Source organism: Sulfitobacter dubius (assembly GCF_900113435.1).
Classification (GTDB): Bacteria; Pseudomonadota; Alphaproteobacteria; order Rhodobacterales; family Rhodobacteraceae; genus Sulfitobacter; species Sulfitobacter dubius.
Genome location: NZ_FOPG01000003.1, coordinates 641,933 through 664,520, shown reverse-complemented (window position 1 = coordinate 664,520; position 22,588 = coordinate 641,933). Strand labels below are relative to the sequence as shown.

Genomic DNA, 22,588 nt, shown 5'->3' with positions numbered 1-22,588 from the left:
CTTACCCCTCTTGCTGGTCCTGCCCTGCTGCCATCTCGGCCCGCAGGGCGGTGACCGGCAGATGCGGCAGCCCTTCGCCCGCAAGCTCAGCCCAGCCCATCACCCGCACCACCATATCCGCCACCGGCGTCGCCCGGCCCAAGGTTTGCCCGCGCCGCTGCACCTCACCTTGCAGCGCGTCGATCTCGGTCGCGCGGCGCGCGGCGAGGTCTTGTGCCATGGAGGTCCGCGCCTGCGGGTCGATCTGCATCATGGTCGCAGCAATGCGCGTGAACAGCGGCGTCGGCAGGCGCAGCAGCGCCGGAACCAGCCGCGCAGGGATCGGCGTCGTCATGGCGGGGCGAATTTTCTCGGCCCGCAAGACCGTCAGCGCCTCAGCCCATTGATCGGCCATCAGACGTCGCCACGCCCGATCCTGCAACTGGGCCTGTAACGGCAACCCGCTCAGCGCATTCAGCGCGTTGTTTAGGTTCATCAGGAACTTACCCCACTGCAGGGCCGTGATATCCGCGTGTTCTGTCATCTTCAAATTGGGGAGTGAGAGCCGCGCCGCCAAATCAGCCGGCCCGCCTTCGATCACCAGATCGCCCGAGCTTGCCCGGTGATAGCACCCCTGCCCCATCGCGACGACGTTGAAAGGCACCAACCCCGCCCGCAGATCATGCTGCGGCAGGTGCTGGGCGAAGATCGCGCGGTTGCCCATGCCGTTTTGCAGACTGATGACCTGCACGCCCTGCGCCGTGTGGCGGGCGATAAGCCGGGCCATGTTTTCGGTGTCGCGCGATTTGACCGTGACCAGCACGATATCGGCATCGCGCAGACAGGTCTCATCACTCGCGAGGGTCAGATCATCCGCCGAGAGGTAGCGGGCCATGCCGCCAAAATCGGTTAACGTCAGTCCGTGGGTACGGATCTCGGCCTGAATACGAGGCCGGGCCAGCAGGGTCACGGAATGCCCCGCCCCGGCCAGCAACCCGCCGATAAAACAACCGATCGCCCCCGCGCCCGCGACAACGATGCGGGGGCCGTCGCTCATGCGCCCAGACACCAGCGCATGACGGCTTTTTGGGCGTGCAGACGGTTTTCGGCCTCGTCAAAGATCACCGAATGCGGGCCGTCCATAACCGAGCTTGTCGCCTCGTCGTCGCGGTGCGCGGGCAGGCAGTGCATAAAAAGCGCGTCAGGCTTAGCCAGCGCCATCAGCGCGTCGTTCACCTGATAGCCACGCAGCTGGTTGTGCCGCCGTTCGCGTGCCGACTGCGGATCATGCATGCTGACCCACGTGTCGGTGACCACCAGATCGGCGCCCTCAACAGCCTTTTGCGGGTCGCGCTCAATGGAATACAGACCATCAAGTGCCTGTTCGGGGTCCAGCGTCTGCGGCCCGGTAAAGACCAGTTCGAAGTCGAACTGTTTGGCCGCATGGGCAAAGCTCGCGAAGACATTGTTGCCGTCGCCTGACCAAACCACCTTGCGCCCTTTGATCGGTCCGCGATGTTCCTCGAAAGTCTGAATATCGGCCATGATCTGACAGGGGTGCGTGCGGTTGGTCAGCCCGTTGATCACCGGCACGCTGGCGTATTCGGCCATTTCCAGCAGGGTCTGCTCCTCAAAAGTGCGGATCATGATCATATCGACATAACGTGACAGCACGCGGGCGGTGTCGGCGATGGTTTCACCATGGCCCAACTGCATATCAGCGCCTGAAAGCACCATCGTCTGACCGCCCATCTGACGCACGCCCACGTCAAAGGAAACGCGCGTCCGGGTCGAAGGTTTTTCAAAGATCAGCGCAACCATCTGGTCTTTCAACGGCTGTTCTTCATCCGGCGCACCGCGCGGACGGCCATTGCGTGCGGCCTTCATGGCGGCGGCACTGTCGATGATCTGCCGCAAATCGGTGGGGGCGGTTTGGTGGATATCAAGAAAATGGTTCATCTGTCGTCTCTGTCTTGCGGGTCGAAAGGCGCGGCCTCCGGTGCCCGAGGAATATTTTAGGTGAATGACCCTCAGGCCGGAGTGAGATCACGCGCGATGGCGTCAAGGCGGGTCACGGCCTCGGCAATCTCATCGTCAGAAATGGTCAGCGGCGGCAGCAGGCGGATCACGTTGTCGGCGGCGGGCACGGTGATCAGGTCATGGGCATAGCCTGAGGCGACCACATCGGCATTCACCACCTTGCACTTCAGCCCCAGCATCAGCCCCGCGCCGCGCACCTCTTCAAAGACCTCGGGATGCTCGGCCACCAGCCCCTCAAGGCGCTGACGCATCAGCCCGGCCTTACGGTTCACTTCGGCTAGAAACGCCTCATCGGCCACCACATCCAGCACCGCGCAGCCCACGGCGCAGCCCAGCGGGTTGCCCCCATAGGTCGACCCGTGGGTGCCTGCGGTCATGCCCGATGCGGCCTTTTCGGTTGCCAGCACCGCGCCTAAGGGGAATCCCCCGCCAATGCCCTTGGCGACCATCATGATGTCGGGTGTCACCCCGGCCCATTCATGTGCAAAGAGCCGTCCGGTCCGACCCACACCGCATTGCACCTCGTCAAAGATCAAAAGCAGCCCGTGCTGATCACAAAGCGCGCGCATCTGCTGCAATTCCGCGTCAGGCACAGCGCGGATACCGCCCTCGCCCTGCACCGGCTCGACCATGATGGCGGCGGTCTTGCCGGTGATGGCGGCCTTTAGCGCTTCGCTGTCGCCTAGGTCGAGATGCACGAAACCCGGCAGCAACGGGCCGAATCCCTTGGTCATCTTCTCAGACCCCGCAGCCGCGATCCCGGCAGAGGAACGGCCGTGGAACGACCCGCTGAAGGTGATGATCTCAACCCGCTCAGGCTGGCCCGCGTCATAGAAATACTTGCGCGCCATCTTCACGGCCAGCTCACAAGCCTCGGTGCCCGAGTTACAGAAGAACGCCGTGTCGGCAAAAGTCTCGGCCACCAGCCTATCCGCCAGCGCTTCTTGCTGTGGGATATGGTAGAGGTTGGACGTATGCCAAAGCGCCTGCGCCTGATCGGTCAGCGCCTTCACAAGCGCCGGATGCGCATGACCAAGCGCGTTCACCGCGATCCCCGCGCCAAGGTCGAGAAAACGTCGCCCATCCGCCTCGATCAGCCATGTGCCTTCGCCTTTGACAAAGGTCAAAGGGGCACGGTTATAGGTCGGCAGAACGGAAGCGATCATCTGTTTGTCCTTAGGAAGGGGCCATATCACGCCGGTAAAAGGGCATGGGGCTGGCGCAGGGTCAATGGGATTTGATTGTTTTTGAAAGGGTGCAACATGCATGCTGCGAGATCAGGCCATCGGGCCGCCCTAAAAAGGGCCGCGCGTTTATCGGACGGTGCGTCGTCGGATGAAATATGTGGCGGAAATGATCATGGGCCTTGCATAGCCGCCCTTCATCCCCCACGTAAAGCCCCAATCGCAACCTGCCGCCCTTATGGGGATCGGCGCTTGCACCTGCGGCCCCAAAAGATAAAATGGGGGCTGATAAACTGACAAAGCGGTCCGGGCTATGGGGCCGCTTTTTAACTGGGGAACCCCGTATGTCCTGGACTGATGAGCGCGTAGAAACACTGAAAAAGATGTGGGGCGAAGGCCAGTCCGCCAGCCAGATCGCGAAAGAACTGGGCGGGGTGACGCGCAACGCCGTGATCGGCAAAGTCCACCGTTTGGGCCTGTCGAACCGCACTGCCGCTGCGCCAGCGGCCGCAGCGGCCAAGCCGGAGCCCAAGGCCAAACCAGCCGCGCCCAAGGCTGAGGCCAAGCCCAAGCCCGCTGCCAAAGCAACGCCCGAGCCAGAGGCTGAAGCCGCCCCCGCACCAGAAGCCGAAGAGCCCGCCGCAGCCCCGGCGCCCAAGCCCAACCTGCCCGCGCGCAAACAGATCATCCCCGCAGGCCAACCCCTGCCGCCGCAGCCTTCCGCTAATGAGATCAGCCCCGAAGCGCTGGCCAAAGTCAGCGAAGTCGAGAAGAAGGCCAAAAAGATCGGCCTGATGGACCTGACCGAGCGGACCTGCAAATGGCCCGTGGGTGACCCTGCGACAGACGATTTCTGGTTCTGCGGCCTGCCTGTGCAGCAGGGCAAACCCTATTGCGAAGCCCATGTCGGCGTCGCCTTCCAGCCGATGAGCGCACGGCGCGACCGCCGCCGCTAAGACCGGCTTCTTGAAATTAAAAAAGGCGGGTGGGTGTGAAAACCCGGCCCGCCTTTTTCTTTGCCCAGTGAAAAGATCAACGCAGTTTCGGCGGTTTCGCCGGATCGCTCCCCGGAGCCATACGCGGTGTATTCTGCAAGGGCTCCATCTGCGGCAAGTCAAAGCGCAGACCGACGCGGGCCAGTTTCTCGACCACCGGGTCATTGGGGCCGAAGAAACCCACGTCCATCGCGCCTGCCTCAATTCCCGAGAAGGTCAGCGCCTCGGACGCCGCGCGCACAAGCGCGTCCTGCGCGCGGGGGATCGCCCCGACGAAGGCCAGAAGATGCCCGCGCCCGCCGCCGGTATATTCGACCCCCACAAGGAACGCGCCTGCCGCCATGCCGGTGGCCGTCGCCAATTTCGCATCAATCGCGGCGATCAGCGTCTCAGGCAAGCCCTGAGGCGGGAACACGCGGTCGATGCCTGCCTCCACCTCGCCCGGCGCATGGGCCAAGGTACTGCGCAGCCAGTCCATCGCCTCGGCAGGCAGAAGGATCTCCGACGGGGCCACACCGATGTTTACCGCCATGCCCAAGGGCTGCCCCTCCAACATCGCGGCAATCGCACGACCCGAGAGCGCCACATAGGGAGACGCCTCCCCCACATGGGCCGAGAGCCGCGCGGCGCGGTCGAAGACCATGACATAGCTATCGTCGAGCAGCACCGGGCTGATCTGATCGCCCTGCGGCTCATCCTCAAGCAGCATGAAAAGCTCGACATCCGCGATACGCTCGTAAAATCGCAGCCGCGCCGCGTCGTCGTCGGGGGCAGAGGTCATCGCGGCATGGGCTTGGTCGAGCGGGGTCAGCTCGGTCTTGGGGTCAGTTTGGCGGTCGGTCATTCATCACCTCGGACACGGCGGCGCGCAGACGGGGCAAGACCTCTTCCGCGAACCAGGGATTCTTGTTCAACCATCCGGTATTGCGCCACGACGGATGAGGCAAGGCAAAGACCCCCGGCGGATGATCCCGCCAGCCCGCCACAGCCTCGGTCACATTGCGGAATCCGGGCAGGTGATATTTCATCGCATAGGCCCCGATCAACACCGTGAGCCGGAAATCCGGCAGCATCTCCAACACTGGTTTGCGCCAAGTTTGGGCACAGATACGCGGCGGCGGCAGGTCACTGCCCTTGGCGTCATAGCCCGGAAAACAAAAGCCCATCGGCACGATCGCCACCCGGCTGCGGTCATAGAATGTCGCCTCATCCAGCCCCAACCAGTCGCGCAGCCGGGTGCCTGACATATCCCAGAACGGCTTGCCCGCCTCATGCACCCGTTTGCCGGGCGCTTGGCTAGCAATCAGCAGCCGCGCGCCGGGTTTGAACCAGACGATGGGCCGTGGGCGATGCTGGGTCGCCGTCACGGCAAAACGCTCGGCACAAAGGCGGCAGGCGGCTAGATCATCTCGGATATCTTTCATGAGCAGGAGATAAGCGGTAGGGCCGAAAGATAAAGGGCGGCGGGCGTTCACTTCGATATTTATCGAAATAAAGATTGCATCGCGCTGACGTTTCTATATTTCTAGAATCATGAAACAAGAATCCGCAACCCCCGCCCTCACCCTCGCTGCCAGCAGCTTTGCAGCACTTGGATCAGAACAACGCCTGTTGGTGCTGCGCACGCTGGTGCGCGCCGGATCAGCTGGGTTGAGCATCGGCACGCTGGGCGAACGCACCGGCGTGACCGGCTCGACCCTGACGCATCACCTGAAACTTTTGGCCTCTGCCGGATTGGTGAAACAGGAAAAGCAAGGTCGCAGCACAATCTGCGCCGCCGTCGCCTATGAAGAAGTACAGGCGCTGGCAAATTTCCTGCTGACCGAATGCTGCGCGGACGCGATCGACGGCTGCACGGAGCATAACCATGGCTGATACCACACAAACCCTCCCCGCGCTGCACCGCTTGGCCTTTCTGAAAGGCGCTTGGGGCATCACAGTGGTCCTTCTGGCCCTCATCGCCCTGTTGGATCCACCGCAAGCCGTGCCCACCGTCATCTTCGCCGCCGAAGCCCTTTTGGGCACGGCCCCTTTCATCGCCTTCGCGGTGCTGGCCGTGGCTTACCTCAAAGCGAGCGGCGCCGAGAGCCTGCTCGCCAGCGCATTTGAGGGCAATCCGGCCCGGATGGTGGTCATGGCAGCCGCCCTTGGCGGGCTGTCTCCCTTTTGCAGCTGCGAAGTGATCCCCTTTATTGCCGCCCTTCTCGCTGTCGGGGCCCCGCTGGGTGCGGTCATGGCCTTTTGGCTAGCCTCCCCGCTGATGGACCCGGCGATGTTCGCTATTACCTCTGGCACGCTCGGCTTTGATTTCGCCGTGGCGAAAACCATCGCAGCACTTGGCGTCGGCATGTTCGGTGGCTTCACCGTATTGGCTCTATCGCGGACCCCGCTTTTCAACGATCCGCTGCGCGCCCAGCCCGCGAAAAGCAGCTGCTGTTCGTCGGCCAAACCCTTTTCCGGCGCACCGGTCTGGAAATTTTGGCAAGAGCCCGAGCGCCGCGCGAGCTTTGTCGACACGGCGCTGACGAATGCGCTGTTCCTCGTCAAATGGCTGACCCTCGCCTATGTGGTCGAAGCCCTCATGCTGACCTATGTACCCGCAGAATGGATCGCCAACGTCTTGGGAGGCACCGGAGTCATGCCGATCATCCTCGGCGCTTTGGTGGGGGCGCCGGCCTATCTCAACGGCTATGCCGCCGTGCCCCTGATCGACGCGCTGCTGGCCCAAGGCATGACCCAAGGCGCGGCCATGTCCTTTGTCGTCGCAGGCGGAGTAAGCTGTATCCCGGCGGCCATCGCGGTCTGGGCGCTGGTCAAACCGCATATTTTTGCGGCCTATCTCGGTTTTGCCTTTGTCGGCGCGATCTTTGCTGGTGTTGCTTGGCAATTGGTGGCGTAAATGGCGGCGGGCTGCAGCAACACTATGCTGCGGCCCGATCCCCCGAAGGTTTTTCGGTCTCTTCATCGCCAATCGGCCCGGCCCCGCTGATCATATCTTTGATATGCATCCCATGGGCCAGCTCGCGGCCAGACCCATTTCCCAAAGGCATATCGATATAGAACGTCGTGCCGGGGCCTTCGTTTTTGAAATAGTCAATCTCCCCGCCCAAGGCTTCGATGATCCGCTTAGAGATATTCATCCCCAACCCCGTACCGCCAACTGCGCGCTGGTCTGATGAATCGATCTGCGAGAATTCATCAAAGACCTTTTCACGCTCTGACTCTGACAATCCAATCCCCTCGTCTATCACGCTGATGCGCACCTTTTCGTTCTCCGTGACCGACGTGACCTTCACGGTCGACCCAGCCGGAGAGAACTTGGCCGCATTGGACAACAGGTTCGACATCACCTGCTGCAAGCGCTTTTCATCCGTGGCAATGCCCGCCGGATCCGACGGCTTGGCATAGCGCAGTGTCACACCAAGGCTCGACGCAAAGGACTGGTTAAGCTCAATCGCGTCTTCGATAATCGTCTGCACTTCAAGCGGTTCGATATCAAAGCTTATCTTGCCCGCCTCAAACTTTTGCAGGTCGAGAATTTCGTTGATGATCGAAGTGAGCCGCGCTGAATTGCGCTGCGCGATCTTCAAAACCTTCTCCATCTGTGGGGTCATCTCACCCAGAACACCCGCGCAGGCCATATCGAGCGACCCTTTGATCGAGGTCATCGGCGTGCGCAACTCGTGGCTGATGGTTGATACGAACTCAGTCTTCACCTTAAAGGCGATCTTGGTCTTCTCATGCTCTGCCTTCAACTCTTCCAACTGGCGCAGGTTGGTGCGGTACATTTTCATGAAGATGCGCGAACAATCGACGATGAAATACAGCACGAAAACAACGGTGAACAACTGCGTCCAAAGCTCAGACTCGATGGTCGCCCCGGTGCTCACGATGTCCCAGGTTGGAATGAACAGGAAAGTCGCGCCATAGATCGCCAGCCGCATCATAAGCACAGGCAGGATGTGGTGGTTGTTCATTGACGCGAAAAGTGCCGCTGCGAACAGGAAAAACAGCGGCAAGAAATGTGTCGTCGCGCCTTGTTGCAACGCAATGCCAAGCGCGAAATAGCTGATCACCCCGGCGCTGAGCACTGTGCCGATGTAGATACGGTTCATGAACAGCCGCGCCAATCGGGGGCTGCGCCCCCGCCATCTGGTGATGCGCAAGAACAGGATGTAATCGAACGTCTCGGATATCGCGATCAAAATCAGCGTCGATATCGAAAGCCAGAGTTCATAATAGAACGCGGACAGGCAGATAGCAGCGGCAAATATCATCTGCCGCTGCCAGAACAAGCTAACGCCCACTTGGGAGTAGTCGCGCATCTGCTGGACCTTAGTGGCGTCCGCCAAATGAGCCGTATGAGTCGGGCGGTATATTGTTTTTTCCTGCGACATCGCTCTCGTTTTCTTCGGTCGGCTGCTCGGACCCGGCATTCTGCCGTTTTAAAAGGCTCTGAACATGTTGCATTTCGGCATCGAAGCACATGTTAGACGCGATCTTTACCCCTTCTACACACGGAATTGGGACATAAGTATGGCCATTTCGTGCAACTAGAGGTTACCCTCTTGATAAGAGGCATTTTTACACCGCAGTTTTGAGGCCCGATATGAGTCTGCAAGGACGGAAATTTAGTGGTAGATCTTGGCAAGATGTTCTTCCCGAACTGACGCCACAAGACGCTAAGGCGTTGGAAGTTAAAAATAATCGTTTCCCGCGTAGGCTGCTTGGCGCTAAGGCTGCCGAACCCGATCCCTATAGTCCAGAGGCCCTCGCCCAAGCCAACCCGTATATGCGCGCCACGACTTTGTCGTTTTTGAATATGCATCAGCACGGTGAATTATTCGTAAATTTCCTGCGTGCCCGCCGGCGTATCTTCATTGATGACAAGCAATGGGATCTACCTCAGGTTGATGGGATGGAGTTTGACCAATACGATACGCCCCGTGCCCGCTGGATTGTACTGCATGAATATGGCGAAGTCATGGGGGGCGTCCGCTTGATGCCCACCACTTCAACGTGTGCGCAATACAGCTATATGCTACGTGATGCACAGTTGGGCATGCTACCTGACATTCCTCAAGATGTGCTGTTTTTCAAAGCGCCCGTGCGCGATGACATTTGGGAAGCCACCCGTCTGTTCCTGACCAACGCCGTCCCCGCACACCGCCGCATTGCCGTGCAGCGTATGCTGATGAACCAAATGGCCGGTGCCGCCTATGCCATGGGTGCAAGCCATGTATTGGGGATTGTGCCCGCCACTTTTAGCCGTTGGATGACGCGTCTTGGCCTAATGAGCGCCGTGCCCGTCGGCCCGGTGCAGAACATTGACGGCGATCGCACGCAGGCCGCTCTGATGAACGTCAGCTATATCGGAGACATCGCCCCGACCGAAAGCACCCACACGCTGCACTGACCTCCTACGCTTTTTCGCGGGGCGTTCATGTCCTTCGCAGTTCCTTTTCTCGCCGCGCGGGAAGCGTATTTCGGTCGCGCACAGCCTGCCCTTAAGAAGCTTTGCAGCGACCTTCGCCTGCATTTCGACATATTGTGGTCAAATTCAGTGAATAGACGGTTAAGATACCTCTGATACAAGAGGCGCCGAGAGGCCGCGCTCAGCACCAACCGGAGCAGGGAATGCTGGAATTTGAAAATGTGTCCAAGTCCTTTTGGACGGGCTCCCAGCACAAGGTCATTCTTGACCGGGTGTCTTTTCGCGTGGAACTTGGCAAGTCCTTGGGCATTCTGGCCCCCAACGGAACCGGCAAAACCACCCTCATCAATATGATGGCCGGGCTTGAAAAACCGGATGAGGGTGAGATCAGGCGCAGCTGTAACATCTCGTTTCCATTGGGTTTTATGGGCGGCGTGGTCAACAAAGTCTCTGCGATGGAAAACGCCCGCTATATCGCGCGGCTTTATGGGCTCGATCCCGATTACGTCGAAAGTTTTTGCCGCTGGCTTTGCGGTCTGGGGGAATATTTCGATCAACCGATTGGCACTTATTCTGCGGGGATGCGGGCGCGGTTCTCTTTTGCGCTGATGTTGGCGTTAGATTTTGATATCTATCTGATTGACGAAGGCATGCCGGGCACCACAGACGTGGAATTCAACCGCAAAGCGGGTGACATTCTGAAAGAACGGCTGCGGACCACGACGATTATCATCGTTTCGCATCAAGCCCATACGCTTGAAAAGTTCGCCCGCTCCGCCGCTGTCCTTTTGGATGGTAAACTGCATATGTTCGACACCTTGGAAGAAGCGAAACAGCTCTATGACTACGAAACCCAAGGCTAGAAAATTCCGCATCCGCAAAGTGACGCCATCTGCGGCGTCCAGCCCTGCCGTAAAGGCCGAGACTTCGCAGTCCGATGCCGCACGCGCAGAAAGAGCCGCCAAGCTGCGCGCCGTGGCAGATGCTACGGATGTGAAACCATCCCACAGTAAAGAAGCGTTGGAACATGCCGCAAGAAGCGGCAAAGCCAACCCGCCAGAAACCAGCCGTGAAGGAGAGGTCTCCTCAGCCGGGGAGGTGTCAGCCGAGCAAGATATCGACGCGATCCGCCGCGAAGGGCTGACGGGCCGACAACTGCGCATGGCCCGCCGGGTGGCGCAGAAACACGGGCTGGCACCCACTTCGGATTTTGATGCTGTGCGCCTGTTGCGTGCCAAGGGAATTGACCCTTTCCAACGCTCCAACATGCTGGAACTGGTGGTGCCGCAAGCCGGTGATCAAGACGGGGCAGGCCTGCCTGCCACTCATGGTCAGTCGGGTGCGGCGCGCGTACAACTGCCTCAAACCACGCCTGCGGGTGGTCGCGGCCTTCCCTCTACCGATGTCAGCCCGGCAGAGCGCCGCCAGCGCGAGATCTCTGACATCCAGCGCGACATCACCCGCCGCCGCCGCCGCAAGGGGGCGATGCTGCTGGTGCGGCTCGCCTTTTTCGTCATGCTACCGACATTCGCGGCGGGCTATTACTTTTATAAGATCGCAACGCCGATGTATGCGACCGACAGCCAGTTCCTAATCATCCAAAACGAGGGCGGCGGAGGCACAAGCCCCTTTGGCGGCCTGCTGCCCACGCAATTCGCCAACAGTGCCGACAGCATCGCCACACAGGCCTATCTGCAATCTAAAGACGCCATGCTGCGGCTAGACGAAGATGCCGATTTCCGCGCCCATTTCGCGGATCCGGAAATTGACCCCATCCAGCGTTTAACCGAAGACCCGACCAACGAAGAATCGTATAAAACCTATAAGAAGAACGTGAAAATCGGCTACGACCCGACTGAAGGCGTTATCCGGATGGAGGTTATTGCCGCCGATCCCCAGCTCTCGGAAGAGTTTTCAAAACGCCTGCTCACCTATGCCGAGGAACGGGTTAACGATCTAAGCAAACAAAAACGCGAAGACGGAATGCGCGATGCGCGTGAAGGTTATGAAACTGCGCTTCAAAATCGCCGTGATGCCCAAGAGGCGTTGATTACATTGCAGATCGACAACAACGTCGATCCCGAAGCGATGATCGCTTCGATCCGCACCCAAATCACCAGCTATGAGACTCTGTTGATCGAGAAAGAGCTCGAACTGGCGGCCCTGCTCGACAATCAGCGCCCGAACCAAGCCAAGGTCGATGGCGCGCGCGGCGATGTGCGCCGCCTGCGCGAACAGTTAACCAAGCTGCGCGAGCGGATGACCGCCGCCAATGAAGGCGAAAACTCGCTTGCCCAACAGGCCGTCGCGGCACAGCTTGCACAGGCCGATCTGGCCGCCGCTGACATGGTGCTACAAAGTGCGCAAACCGCAATGGATCAAGCCCGAACAGAGGCCGGGCGGCAGGTCCGCTACCTCACCGTGGCGGTCAATCCCGTAGCCCCGGATGAGGCCACCTACCCCCGCAAGTTTGAAAACACGATATTGGCTTTCCTTATCTTTGCAGGCATCTACCTGATGCTGTCCCTGACGGCGTCCATTCTAAGAGAACAGGTAACTTCATGACCCAGCTGCGCATCGGAAATCTGACAGTCGGCAACGACCGCCCACTCACCGTGATCGCTGGTCCCTGCCAGCTAGAGAGCGAAGATCACGCGCAGATGATCGCGGGCGTTCTGAAAGAAGCCTGCAACGCGGCGGGCGCGCAGTTCATCTTCAAAGCAAGCTACGACAAAGCCAACCGGACCTCCCTTTCGGGCAAGCGCGGATTGGGCATCGAAAAAGGTCTTCAGGTACTGCAATCCGTGGCCCGCGCCAACGACGTGCCCGTACTGACGGATGTGCATAACGAAGCACAATGCGCGCAAGCTGGCGAAGTGGTCGACGTGCTGCAAATCCCCGCCTTCCTCTGCCGCCAGACCGACATTCTGCTGGCAGCCGGCGAGGCGGGCAAGGCTGTGAACGTCAAGAAGGGCCAATTCCTCGCCCCTTGGGAAATGCAGAACATCGTCGACAAGATCGAAAGTACCGGCAACAAGAACATCCTGCTGACCGAACGCGGCACGACCTTCGGCTACAACACGCTGGTTGCCGACATGCGCAGCCTGCCCCAGATGGCCCAAACCGGCTATCCGGTGGTGATGGACGCGACACATTCCGTCGCGCAGCCGGGCGGCAAGGGCGGCTCCTCGGGCGGTCAGCGCGAGTTTGCCCCAGTTATGGCCCGCGCGGCAGCATCCATCGGCGTCGCAGCGATCTTTATGGAAACGCATGAAGACCCTGACACCGCGCCCAGCGATGGGCCAAACATGATCTACCTCGACCAGATGCCGGGGCTGATCAACCTGCTGATGCAATTCGACGCGCTGGCCAAGAGCCACCCGCTGACATTCTGAATTTAAACAAAAGCGAGTATTTACAGTGACCAAACCGGCCTCCACCGTGACCCCGAACACTTGGGAATTTTTGCGCGATGCGATGATCACCCCGACAGGTTTCCGGGAGTATGACGCGCGCTGGAAGTACCCCGATGACATCAACCTGCCCGGCATCACCGCGCTTGGTCTTGGGCTCGGCACCCAGATGCACGCACGCGGGATTGAGCCGGTCATCGCCGTTGGCAATGACTACCGCGATTACTCCCTGTCGATCAAAAACGCGCTGATGCTCGGCCTGATGCAGGCCGGGATCACGGTCAAAGACATCGGCCCGGCGTTGTCGCCCATGGCCTATTTCGCGCAATTCCACCTCAATGCGCCCGCCGTTGCGATGGTCACCGCCAGCCATAACCCCAACGGTTGGACCGGCGTCAAAATGGGCTTTGAACGCCCGCTGACCCACGGCCCGGATGAGATGGCCGAGTTGCGCGACATCGTTCTGAATGGCCGGGGAGAGCGGCGTTCAGGCGGCGCTTATGAGTTCATCGAAGGAGTGCGCGAAGCCTATCTTGACGACCTTGTGGGTGACTTCAAAATGACCCGCAAACTTAAGGTCGTTTGCGCCACCGGTAACGGCACCGCCTCGGCCTTCGCGCCTGAGCTGTTCCGCCGCCTGGGTGTCGAAGTGGTCGATAGCCATAATCAGCTAGATTACACATTCCCGCATTACAATCCGAACCCCGAAGCGCTGGAAATGCTACACGACATGGCCGACAGCGTGCGTGCCTCTGGCGCCGATTTCGCGCTTGGTTTTGACGGAGACGGTGACCGCTGCGGCGTGGTTGATGACGAAGGCGAAGAGATCTTTGCCGACAAGATGGGCGTTATCATGGCCCGCGATCTGGCCAAATTGCACCCCAACAGCACCTTTGTCGCCGACGTGAAATCCACTGGCCTCTTCGCATCAGATCCCGAACTGCAAAAGCACGGGGCCAAAGCCGACTACTGGAAAACAGGCCACAGCCACATGAAACGCCGCGTCAAAGAACTGGGCGCGCTGGCGGGTTTTGAGAAATCCGGCCACTACTTCCTCGCCGAGCCGATTGGCCGGGGCTATGACTGCGGCATGCGCGTCGCCGTGGAAATCTGCAAGCTGATGGACCGTAACCCGGACAAATCTATGTCCGACCTGCGCCGCGCCCTGCCCCAGACTTGGGCCACGCCCACCATGTCGCCCTATGCCTCGGACACCGAGAAGTATGACATCCTCGACCGTCTGGTGCAGAAACTCGTCGCCAAAGCCGAAGCTGGCGAAAAAATTGGCGGTCGCGCGATTTCCGAAGTCATCACCGTAAATGGCGCACGGGTCATGCTCGACAACGGCGGTTGGGGTCTGGTGCGGGCGTCGTCCAACACGCCGAACCTTGTGGTGGTCTGCGAAAGCCCCGAGTCAGAGGCCGAAATGCGGGCGATCTTCGCCGATATCGACGCCGTGATCCGGACAGAGCCGGGCGTGGGTGACTACGACCAGTCGATCTGATCCTCCACACATTCGCATCGAACGACAAAGGCCCGGGGCAATGCCGCCGGGCCTTTTTACTGTTGTAGGTAACCGTTCTTACTTCAGTGCCGCGTCGCAGAAAGCGCGGATAAGCTCAGCATCCTTCACACCGGGTGCGCTTTCGACGCCGGAAGATACATCCACCTGCCGCGCACCGGTGAGGGCAATCGCCTCCCCCACATTCGCTGCATTCAGGCCACCTGCCAGCATCCACGGCTTCGGCCAACGGCGGCCCGCAATGAGACGCCAGTCAAAGGCCAGCCCATTCCCGCCGGGCAGCACCGCATCTTTGGGCGGCTTTGCATCAACCAAAAGCTGGTCGGCGACGCTCACATAGTCATTCAAGGCCGCCAGATCATCACGATCCGCCACGCCCACGGCCTTCATCACCGGCAAGCCATAGCGCGCCTTGACCTCAGCCACCCGCGCGGGACTTTCGCTGCCGTGAAGCTGCAACATGTCCAAAAAGGGTACGGCGGCCAGCAGCGCATCCAGCGCAGCGTCATCGGCATTCACCGTCAAAGCAACTTTGCAGATGCCGTCTGGCACAGCCTCTGCCATATGCGCGGCAGCCTCTAATGACAGGTGACGTGGCGATTTCTCGAAAAAGACAAAGCCGAGCGTGCGCGCGCCTGCCAAAAGGGCGGCAGGCACATCAGCAGGATCGGTCAGACCGCAGATTTTTACGTTGATATTCTCAGGCATGGAGAGCGTTTAGCCCGCTTCGTCGAGAAGTGCCAGAACTTCATCCTTACCTTCATGCTTCTCAGCTTTGAGGCGGATTACTTCACGCTCCAACCGACGACGTTCGCGGGCCAAACGGGCCGCCTCCGCACGCTGGCCGTGCTCCCGAATCCACTCCCAGACGAAACCGACCAAAAGGCCTACGATGATCCCGCCAAGGATCACGATAAACAATGGCAGCTGCACCGACGGGTTAACGGCAAACCAGCCGGAAATTTCGGTCGGCAGAACCTGCAAAGTAACGATGTTGCGGTTTGCCAAAGCGACAGAGATCAGCGCCACCGCAAAGAGTGCGATGCAGGCATAACGAATGTAACGCATTAGCTTTTCCCGTTCAGCCGGTCGCGCAGCAGCTTGCCAGTCTTAAAGAAAGGCACGTGCTTTTCCTCAACGTTCACCGTCTCCCCTGTACGGGGGTTACGGCCAACGCGTGCGTCGCGCTTTTTCACCGAAAAGGCGCCAAAGCCGCGCAACTCAACCCGATCCCCACGCGACATCGCGCCGGTGATCTCATCGAAAACGGTATTTACGATCCGCTCCACATCGCGTTGATAAAGATGCGGATTGTCGTCAGCGATCTTCTGGATCAGTTCCGACCGGATCATGGCACGTCCCCCGAGAATTTGTTGATGTCTTAATCGACTATAGGAAATAACGCTTCACTCGGGAAGGTGTTCCACCCACACCGCAGCAGATTTTTCTGGGCGAAACCTCTGTTTTCTCGGCTCTTTTCCGCCGCTTCTTGCTGAGCAGCACCTAAAGAGGCGACAGCGCGGTGCCCCCTCCCCTCAAAGCAGCCCCGATTCGAGAGGCCCGGTAGAACAGAAAAAGGCCCCGCATGTCGCCATGCGGGGCCTTCGCTAACTACACACATTCGACGTGGAATGTGTTTACTCGTCGTCGCCCTTCAGCGCCGCACCAAGGATGTCGCCCAAGCTCGCGCCGGAGTCGGAGGAACCGTACTGCTGTACCGCCTCTTTCTCTTCTGCGATCTCACGCGCCTTGATCGAAACGCCCAGACGGTGTGCCTTGGCATCGACGTTGGTGATGCGCACGTCAACCTTGTCACCGACCGAGAAACGCTCAGGGCGCTGTTCGGCACGGTCACGGCTGAGGTCGGAACGACGGATGAAGCTCTTCATGCCTTCGTATTCGACTTCGATGCCACCTTCTTCGATGGAGGTCACGTTCACGGTTACGATCGAGCCGCGCTTCACGCCTCCAACGGCTTCGGCGAATTTGTCACCGCCAACGTTCTTGATCGAGAGCGAGATGCGCTCTTTCTCAACGTCGACTTCGGAGACAACGGCCTGAACCACGTCACCTTTGCGGTAGTCTTGGATCGCTTCTTCGCCGCGCTGGTCCCAGCTAAGGTCGGAGAGGTGAACCATGCCGTCGATGTCGCCGGGCAGGCCAACGAACAGACCGAATTCGGTGATGTTCTTGACTTCGCCTTCGACTTCGGTGCCCTCGGGGTGGGTCTCAGCAAAGACTTCCCATGGGTTGCGCATGGTCTGCTTGAGACCAAGGGATACACGACGCTTGGCGCTGTCGATTTCCAGAACCATGACTTCGACTTCTTGGGAGGTCGACACGATCTTGCCGGGGTGCACGTTCTTCTTGGTCCAAGACATTTCGGACACGTGAACCAGACCTTCAACGCCCGGCTCCAGCTCAACAAATGCGCCGTAATCGGTGATGTTGGTCACACGACCGCTGTGCACGGAGGACAGCGGGTATTTCGCGCCAACCAGATCCCACGGATCTTCCTGCAGCTGCTTCATGCCGAGGCTGATGCGGTGGGTCTCTTTGTTGATCTTGATGACCTGAACCTTGATGGTCTCGCCAATCGCCAGGATCTCGGACGGGTGGTTAACCCGGCGCCATGCCATGTCGGTGACGTGCAGCAGGCCGTCAACGCCGCCCAGATCAACAAACGCACCGTATTCGGTGATGTTCTTGACCACACCATCGACGGTCTGACCTTCGGTCAGGTTGCCAATGACTTCGGCACGCTGTTCGGCGCGGGACTCTTCGAGGATCGCACGGCGCGATACAACGATGTTGCCACGACGGCGGTCCATCTTGAGGATTTGGAACGGCTGCTTGAGGCCCATGAGCGGGCCCGCGTCGCGCACGGGGCGGACGTCGACTTGGCTGCCGGGCAGGAACGCAACTGCGCCGCCGAGGTCGACGGTGAAGCCACCTTTGACACGGCCAAAGATCGCGCCTTCGACACGCTCTTCTGCGGCATAGGCTTTTTCCAGACGATCCCAGGCTTCCTCACGGCGGGCCATTTCGCGGCTGATGACAGCCTCGCCACGCGCGTTCTCGACTTGGCGAAGGAAAACTTCGACTTCGTCGCCAACTTCGATTTTGGGGGATTCGCCGGGATCAGCAAATTCTTTAAGCTCAACGCGGCCTTCCATTTTGTAGCCGACGTCGATGATGGCTTGGCCCGCTTCGACAGCGATCACCTTGCCTTTGACGACTGTGCCCTCTTGGGGCGTGTCCATTTCGAAGCTTTCGTTCAGAAGCGCTTCGAATTCGTCCATTGCTTTAGTCATGTAGCTTTTCGTATCCTTATCAAATGTTTCTGGCCGCGCGGTTGTCTCCGCCGGTCTGGAGTTGCAATTGGTCGTCGTGGTGGCACCGTGCAAATTACGCCGGAGAAACTCCGAAGCAAAGGCACAGCGGTGAACCCGCAGCCGAACACAAACAAAAGAGGGCCGGTTGGTACCGACCCTGCCCGTTATATCGCGCCCGAAGCTGTAACCGCCCCTTAGACAGGGCGCGTATATGGCAAATTTGACGCTCCTGCAAGGGCCAAGCATGCTCATGGCGGGGGCATGCGGGCTTCTGCCTGAAAAGTGAAGACGTTGGGCCGTCGAAGCAAGGGGGGGGGGCGCATGACGCTATAAATCAGTCCCAAGCATGGACGGGCGCGCGGCCGCCTGCGTCGCTGGGCCCCGTCTGCACGGCACCCGGCCCGGAGCTAATGAACGGATGACCCAAGGATGCGCAGAGTAGCGAGCCTCTCAAATCCGGCGTTCATCCAACCGCACCACCCCATCCGGCGCCCAACCCCGGCGTCGGTTTCGGCAGATCGGTAAGATCACCCTCGGCCAGTTCGCCGCCCTGGTAGCTGGCCAAATCTTCCACAAACTCCCAAAGTTGCAGGAATGTGTAGTCAACTTTAGCCAGTTCTTCTTCCATCAACACTGGGTTGGATCGATCAAGCCTGCGCAGATCGCGCATCATCTCACTGACCATCGGCTTGATCTCTTGCGCGCATTCTTCGGTAAAACGCCGCAGGACACTTTGAACCTCAGTCCTTTTTTGTTCTTGGGTGGCGATGCCAAAGCGCAGTGCCGTTTTCTGCAAAGCGTTAAAAGCAGAGCGCCGCAGGGTGTTTTGCGAAAGCTCGTCTTTGGCGATATAGTCACTACAGCCGCCACGCAGCGCTTCGATTGCCACGTCACCCTGATCTGTTCCGGTGACCATCACCGTCGCGACACTGCCGTTTTGTGGATGCGCTCTTATGAGCTCCAGCCCGCGCAACCCATCCCCGTCTGGCAGGTTATAGTCGAGCACGATCAAATCAAACTCACCCTCATCCAACTGTTGGGAAAGGGCGGCAAGGCTCTCTGCCTCTGTCAGGAGGGTCGAAAAATCAAGCCCGCCGCAGAACCGTTTGATCCGCATCCGGTCGAACCGGTCGTCATCCACGATCAGGATACGCGCGACATCGCCTGACGCCGCCATGCCGTCCGCTGTTCCGCCGCTACCCGCTTCACTTCTGACCACGCTCATCTGACGCCTCCCTGCTATGTCTCCCTGATTTATACCCACGAAGGCTAACAACTGATTAAGCTCCATAATCACCGCTCCGATGCAGAGGATTGTTGCGAAGGGCCAGCCGGGCCGCTACATGAGCCGCCATGAGTGACACAGAACGCCCCCGCCGCAACTTCTATGGCCGCCTCAAAGGCAAATCCCTGAAGAAGTCGCAAAAGACCTATATCGACGAAGATCTCGACGCATTGTCGCCGGGGGCCGTTGATTGGGACGCCAATCCCGACCGCACACCGCTGGAGCTCGACACGCTCTTTGACGGGCGCAAGGTCTGGCTGGAAATCGGCTTTGGTGGTGGTGAGCATCTGGTGCATCAGGCGGGGCAGAACCCGGATGTCGGCATCATCGGCTGCGAGCCTTACATCAACGGTGTTGCGATGCTGCTGGGCAAAATCCGGCGGGCGGGCGTCGATAACCTTGCCATCCATCCCGGTGACGTGCGCGATATGTTCGACGTGCTGCCTGAAGCCTCCATCGACCGGGCGTTCCTGCTCTACCCCGATCCTTGGCCAAAAACCCGCCATCACCGCCGCCGCTTTGTCACGCCCGAGCATCTGGAGCCTCTGGCCCGCGTTTTGAAACCCGGTGCGATCTTCCGCGTGGCGACTGATATCGAAGACTACGTCCGCCAGACCCTCGAACAGGTGCCGCAGCACGGGTTTGACTGGCTGGCCGAAGGACCGGAGGACTGGCGTGCGCCTTGGGATGATTGGCTCTCGACCCGCTATGAGCAGAAGGCACTGCGCGAAGGGCGCACCCCGCATTACCTAACCTTCCGAAAACGCTAAGCCCAACCGCCTGATACCACCCTGATTACCATCCATTGCACGCGCGGCGATGGACGCTGCCGCCCGCCTGCGATAATAGGAACCTTGAGCAGATCAGAGGTACCTCATGTCCAGTCACGGCAGCCCCATTCCCATGTCATCGCGCGCCTGCGGGCCGCTTAGCGGCACTGCCGAGGTGCCCGGTGATAAATCCATCTCGCACCGTAGCTTGATCCTTGGCGCCATGGCCGTGGGCGAGACCACGATCACCGGGCTTTTGGAAGGCCAAGACGTGCTCGACACCGCCAAAGCCATGCGCGCTTTCGGGGCCGAGGTGATTGACCACGGCGGCGGCTCTTACTCCGTTCACGGCGTCGGCGTCGGCGGCTTTGCTGAGCCTGACAACGTGATCGACTGCGGCAATTCCGGCACCGGCGTGCGCCTGCTGATGGGGGCCATGGCAACCTCCCCGATCTCTGTCACCTTCACCGGTGACGCCAGCCTTAACAGCCGCCCGATGGCGCGGGTGACCGATCCGCTGGCGCTGTTCGGCACGCAATCCGTGGGCCGCGCCGGAGGCCGTCTGCCGATGACGCTGGTAGGCGCGGCTGAGCCTGTACCGGTGCGCTATACCGTCCCGGTCCCTTCCGCACAGGTCAAATCCGCCGTGCTGCTGGCCGGGCTGAATGCCCCCGGCAAGACCGTGGTGATCGAGGCCGAAGCCACCCGCGACCATACCGAGCGGATGCTGGCAGGCTTCGGCGCCGAAATCACGGTCGAAGAAACGGACGAAGGCCGCGTCATTACCCTGACCGGCCAGCCGGAGTTGAAGCCGCAGCACATCGACGTGCCGCGCGACCCCTCCTCCGCCGCCTTCCCCGTTTGCGCCGCGCTGATCGTGCCGGGCTCGGACGTGCTGGTGCCGGGTATCGGCTTAAACCCGACCCGCGCGGGGCTGTTCACCACCCTGCGCGAGATGGGCGCGGACCTGACCTACGAAAACGAACGCACCGAGGGTGGCGAGCCTGTGGCCGACCTGCGCGCGAAGTTCTCACCAAACCTCAAAGGCATCGAAGTGCCGCCCGAACGGGCTGCCAGCATGATCGACGAATACCCCGTGCTCTCGGTCGTGGCAGCCTGTGCGACGGGCGAAACCGTGATGCGCGGCGTCAAGGAATTGCGCGTCAAGGAAAGCGACCGGATCGAGGCCATGGCCAGCGGGCTGCGCGCCAATGGGGTTGAGGTCGAAGACGGGCCGGATTGGTGGATCGTCAAAGGGTTGGGCCACGGCAATATCCCCGGGGGTGCGACCTGCCAGAGCCATCTCGACCACCGCATCGCCATGTCATTCCTGATCCTCGGGATGGTCGCGCAACAGCCGGTGCAGGTGGATGACGGCGGGCCGATCGCCACATCCTTCCCGATTTTCGAACCGTTGATGGCGTCCTTGGGGGCGCAGGTCGAACGGCTACCTGCGTGATAGGCGACCGGCTCATCTGGCTCAGCCTCTGCGCCACATTGGCCTTTGCCGCGCTCGCGGGCTTCTCCGAAGTCTACCTGCGCGCGGAGGGCATGGGGGTCTTGGATGGGCGGCTTTGGGGCTATGATCTGGCCGAGGTACGCGCGTATCTCGCCGCTCTCAGCCCGGAGCAGACCGCACTTTACCTCGGCCAGTTTCGGCTGGCTGACACCGCCTTCCCCGCGCTTTTGGCGTTGGCGCTGTTACTGTGGTTTCGGCGTTGGTCGGCGGGCGGGCTTCGGCTGGCGCTGACGCTGGCCGTCGCGCTCTACCTCGGGGCGGATTACACCGAGAACATGCTGATCGCGCGGCTGGCCGAACTGGGGCCAGAACGGCTGACGGAACAAGCGGTCGCGACCGCCAGCCTGTTTACGCAGGTAAAATGGACAATACTGGCCGCCTGTTTCGGAGCAGCCCTGCTGCTTGGCCTCAGGGCGCGCAACGAAAGGAATGAGCAATGACGAAGAGTACCAATGGCGGCATGACCGTTGCCATCGACGGCCCCGCAGCGGCAGGCAAAGGCACGGTCGCCAAAGCGGTCGCTGCGCATTTCGGCTTTGCGCATCTCGACACCGGGCTTTTGTACCGGGCGGTGGCCGCGAAAACCCTGACCGGGATGGACGCCGAAGTGGCCGCGCAAACCCTCGCCCCTGTTGACCTTGAAGACCCCAGCCTGCGCAACCCGGACGTGGCGCAAGAGGCCAGCAAAGTGGCGGTGATCCCCGCGGTGCGGGCCGCCCTCGGGCGTTTCCAACGCAGCTTTGCCGCCCGCGCAGGCGGTGCCGTACTGGACGGGCGCGACATCGGCACGGTGATCTGCCCCGATGCGCCGGTGAAACTTTTCATCACCGCCAGCCCCGAAGTGCGCGCGCAGCGCCGCTTTGCCGAGCTTTCGGGCAAGGGGATTGAGATTACTTATGAAACCGTTCTGGACGACGTCAAACAGCGCGACATGCGCGACATGAGCCGCGACCAAGCGCCGCTGAAGCCCGCTGATGATGCCAAGCAGATCGACACGACTGAAATGGCTATTGAAGATGCGGTCGCCGCCGCGGTGGCTTTGGTTGAGGCCAAGCTGGCCGACCGGGGGTAAGCTGGGCCACGGTTATACGGGTGGTGTAACGCCAGCCTTT

Annotated in this window: 23 protein-coding genes; 12 read left to right on the top strand and 11 right to left on the bottom strand. The window is 60.3% G+C overall.

Features of this window, described 5'->3' with window-relative positions; translation table 11 throughout:
• Position 1 precedes the first annotated feature (1 nt).
• From BM229_RS15775 to BM229_RS15765, 3 genes are all read right to left on the bottom strand, one after another.
• Positions 2–1,036: a 2-dehydropantoate 2-reductase gene (locus BM229_RS15775; protein WP_093928573.1), complete on the bottom strand. Its 1,035-nt coding sequence runs from the start codon at positions 1,034–1,036 to the stop codon at positions 2–4.
• Positions 1,033–1,938 (bottom strand): ornithine carbamoyltransferase, encoded by a 906-nt coding sequence (argF, locus tag BM229_RS15770; protein ID WP_093928572.1) that lies wholly within the window; start codon positions 1,936–1,938, stop codon positions 1,033–1,035. The genes BM229_RS15775 and argF overlap by 4 nt, the downstream gene beginning before the upstream one ends.
• Before the next feature lie 71 nt (positions 1,939–2,009).
• The gene (locus BM229_RS15765; protein ID WP_093928571.1) at positions 2,010–3,185 is read right to left on the bottom strand and encodes an aspartate aminotransferase family protein; all 1,176 of its coding nucleotides are present in this window, start codon (positions 3,183–3,185) and stop codon (positions 2,010–2,012) included.
• Between the two features lie 362 nt (positions 3,186–3,547).
• On the opposite strand from BM229_RS15765, the gene BM229_RS15760 reads away from it, so the two are divergent.
• Positions 3,548–4,159, top strand: coding sequence for a GcrA family cell cycle regulator (locus BM229_RS15760; RefSeq protein WP_093928636.1), 612 nt, complete (start codon positions 3,548–3,550; stop codon positions 4,157–4,159).
• 76 nt (positions 4,160–4,235) lie between these two features.
• Here the strand turns inward: BM229_RS15760 and BM229_RS15755 are convergent, their stop codons facing one another.
• Both BM229_RS15755 and BM229_RS15750 read right to left on the bottom strand, forming a co-directional pair.
• Positions 4,236–5,042 (bottom strand): SseB family protein, encoded by an 807-nt coding sequence (locus tag BM229_RS15755; protein ID WP_093928570.1) that lies wholly within the window; start codon positions 5,040–5,042, stop codon positions 4,236–4,238.
• Positions 5,023–5,622 carry a uracil-DNA glycosylase family protein gene (locus tag BM229_RS15750; protein ID WP_093928569.1) on the bottom strand — a complete coding sequence of 200 codons (600 nt, stop codon included), beginning with the start codon at positions 5,620–5,622 and terminating at the stop codon, positions 5,023–5,025. The genes BM229_RS15755 and BM229_RS15750 overlap by 20 nt, the downstream gene beginning before the upstream one ends.
• 109 nt (positions 5,623–5,731) lie before the next feature.
• On the opposite strand from BM229_RS15750, the gene BM229_RS15745 reads away from it, so the two are divergent.
• Positions 5,732–6,073 (top strand): ArsR/SmtB family transcription factor, encoded by a 342-nt coding sequence (locus BM229_RS15745; protein WP_093928568.1) that lies wholly within the window; start codon positions 5,732–5,734, stop codon positions 6,071–6,073.
• Positions 6,066–7,097 carry a permease gene (locus tag BM229_RS15740; protein ID WP_167360272.1) on the top strand — a complete coding sequence of 344 codons (1,032 nt, stop codon included), beginning with the start codon at positions 6,066–6,068 and terminating at the stop codon, positions 7,095–7,097. Before BM229_RS15745 ends, BM229_RS15740 begins: the two co-directional genes overlap by 8 nt.
• Before the next feature lie 22 nt (positions 7,098–7,119).
• Here the strand turns inward: BM229_RS15740 and BM229_RS15735 are convergent, their stop codons facing one another.
• Complete coding sequence (locus BM229_RS15735) at positions 7,120–8,523, bottom strand: sensor histidine kinase (protein WP_244152223.1); 1,404 nt, start codon at positions 8,521–8,523, stop codon at positions 7,120–7,122.
• A gap of 467 nt (positions 8,524–8,990) precedes the next feature.
• Here BM229_RS15735 and BM229_RS15730 point away from each other — a divergent pair, with 467 nt between their 5' ends.
• The 5 genes from BM229_RS15730 to BM229_RS15710 all read left to right on the top strand — a co-directional run bounded on the left by BM229_RS15730 (position 8,991) and on the right by BM229_RS15710 (position 14,549).
• Positions 8,991–9,614: an acyl-homoserine-lactone synthase gene (locus BM229_RS15730; RefSeq protein ID WP_244152221.1), complete on the top strand. Its 624-nt coding sequence runs from the start codon at positions 8,991–8,993 to the stop codon at positions 9,612–9,614.
• A gap of 221 nt (positions 9,615–9,835) precedes the next feature.
• Positions 9,836–10,495 (top strand): ABC transporter ATP-binding protein, encoded by a 660-nt coding sequence (locus tag BM229_RS15725; protein WP_093928564.1) that lies wholly within the window; start codon positions 9,836–9,838, stop codon positions 10,493–10,495.
• Complete coding sequence (locus tag BM229_RS15720) at positions 10,473–12,197, top strand: KpsE/RkpR family capsule polysaccharide export protein (RefSeq protein WP_093928563.1); 1,725 nt, start codon at positions 10,473–10,475, stop codon at positions 12,195–12,197. The genes BM229_RS15725 and BM229_RS15720 overlap by 23 nt, the downstream gene beginning before the upstream one ends.
• Positions 12,194–13,027, top strand: coding sequence for a 3-deoxy-8-phosphooctulonate synthase (gene kdsA / locus BM229_RS15715; RefSeq protein ID WP_093928562.1), 834 nt, complete (start codon positions 12,194–12,196; stop codon positions 13,025–13,027). The genes BM229_RS15720 and kdsA overlap by 4 nt, the downstream gene beginning before the upstream one ends.
• A 25-nt stretch (positions 13,028–13,052) precedes the next feature.
• Positions 13,053–14,549, top strand: coding sequence for a phosphomannomutase/phosphoglucomutase (locus BM229_RS15710; protein WP_093928561.1), 1,497 nt, complete (start codon positions 13,053–13,055; stop codon positions 14,547–14,549).
• 78 nt (positions 14,550–14,627) lie between these two features.
• Here BM229_RS15710 and BM229_RS15705 read toward each other — a convergent pair whose 3' ends face one another.
• The 5 genes from BM229_RS15705 to BM229_RS15685 all read right to left on the bottom strand — a co-directional run bounded on the left by BM229_RS15705 (position 14,628) and on the right by BM229_RS15685 (position 19,127).
• Entirely contained in the window at positions 14,628–15,275 is a 648-nt protein-coding gene (locus BM229_RS15705; RefSeq protein ID WP_093928560.1) for a phosphoribosylanthranilate isomerase, read from the bottom strand.
• 9 nt (positions 15,276–15,284) lie between these two features.
• Positions 15,285–15,635 carry a lipopolysaccharide assembly protein LapA domain-containing protein gene (locus BM229_RS15700; protein WP_093928559.1) on the bottom strand — a complete coding sequence of 117 codons (351 nt, stop codon included), beginning with the start codon at positions 15,633–15,635 and terminating at the stop codon, positions 15,285–15,287.
• Positions 15,635–15,919: an integration host factor subunit beta gene (gene ihfB, locus BM229_RS15695; RefSeq protein ID WP_067626061.1), complete on the bottom strand. Its 285-nt coding sequence runs from the start codon at positions 15,917–15,919 to the stop codon at positions 15,635–15,637. Before ihfB ends, BM229_RS15700 begins: the two co-directional genes overlap by 1 nt.
• Positions 15,920–16,204: 285 nt before the next feature.
• Entirely contained in the window at positions 16,205–18,148 is a 1,944-nt protein-coding gene (gene rpsA, locus BM229_RS15690) for a 30S ribosomal protein S1 (RefSeq protein ID WP_276326651.1), read from the bottom strand.
• Positions 18,149–18,365: 217 nt separating this feature from the next.
• Complete coding sequence (locus tag BM229_RS15685) at positions 18,366–19,127, bottom strand: response regulator (protein WP_167360271.1); 762 nt, start codon at positions 19,125–19,127, stop codon at positions 18,366–18,368.
• 128 nt (positions 19,128–19,255) lie between these two features.
• On the opposite strand from BM229_RS15685, the gene trmB reads away from it, so the two are divergent.
• The 4 genes from trmB (at position 19,256) to BM229_RS15665 (ending at position 22,548) form a co-directional block, all read left to right on the top strand.
• Positions 19,256–19,957 (top strand): tRNA (guanine(46)-N(7))-methyltransferase TrmB, encoded by a 702-nt coding sequence (gene trmB / locus BM229_RS15680; RefSeq protein WP_093928556.1) that lies wholly within the window; start codon positions 19,256–19,258, stop codon positions 19,955–19,957.
• A 106-nt stretch (positions 19,958–20,063) separates the two neighbouring features.
• Complete coding sequence (gene aroA / locus BM229_RS15675; RefSeq protein ID WP_093928555.1) at positions 20,064–21,416, top strand: 3-phosphoshikimate 1-carboxyvinyltransferase; 1,353 nt, start codon at positions 20,064–20,066, stop codon at positions 21,414–21,416.
• The gene (locus BM229_RS15670; RefSeq protein WP_093928554.1) at positions 21,413–21,916 is read left to right on the top strand and encodes a hypothetical protein; all 504 of its coding nucleotides are present in this window, start codon (positions 21,413–21,415) and stop codon (positions 21,914–21,916) included. Before aroA ends, BM229_RS15670 begins: the two co-directional genes overlap by 4 nt.
• Positions 21,913–22,548, top strand: coding sequence for a (d)CMP kinase (locus tag BM229_RS15665; protein ID WP_093928553.1), 636 nt, complete (start codon positions 21,913–21,915; stop codon positions 22,546–22,548). Before BM229_RS15670 ends, BM229_RS15665 begins: the two co-directional genes overlap by 4 nt.
• Positions 22,549–22,588: the final 40 nt, after the last annotated feature.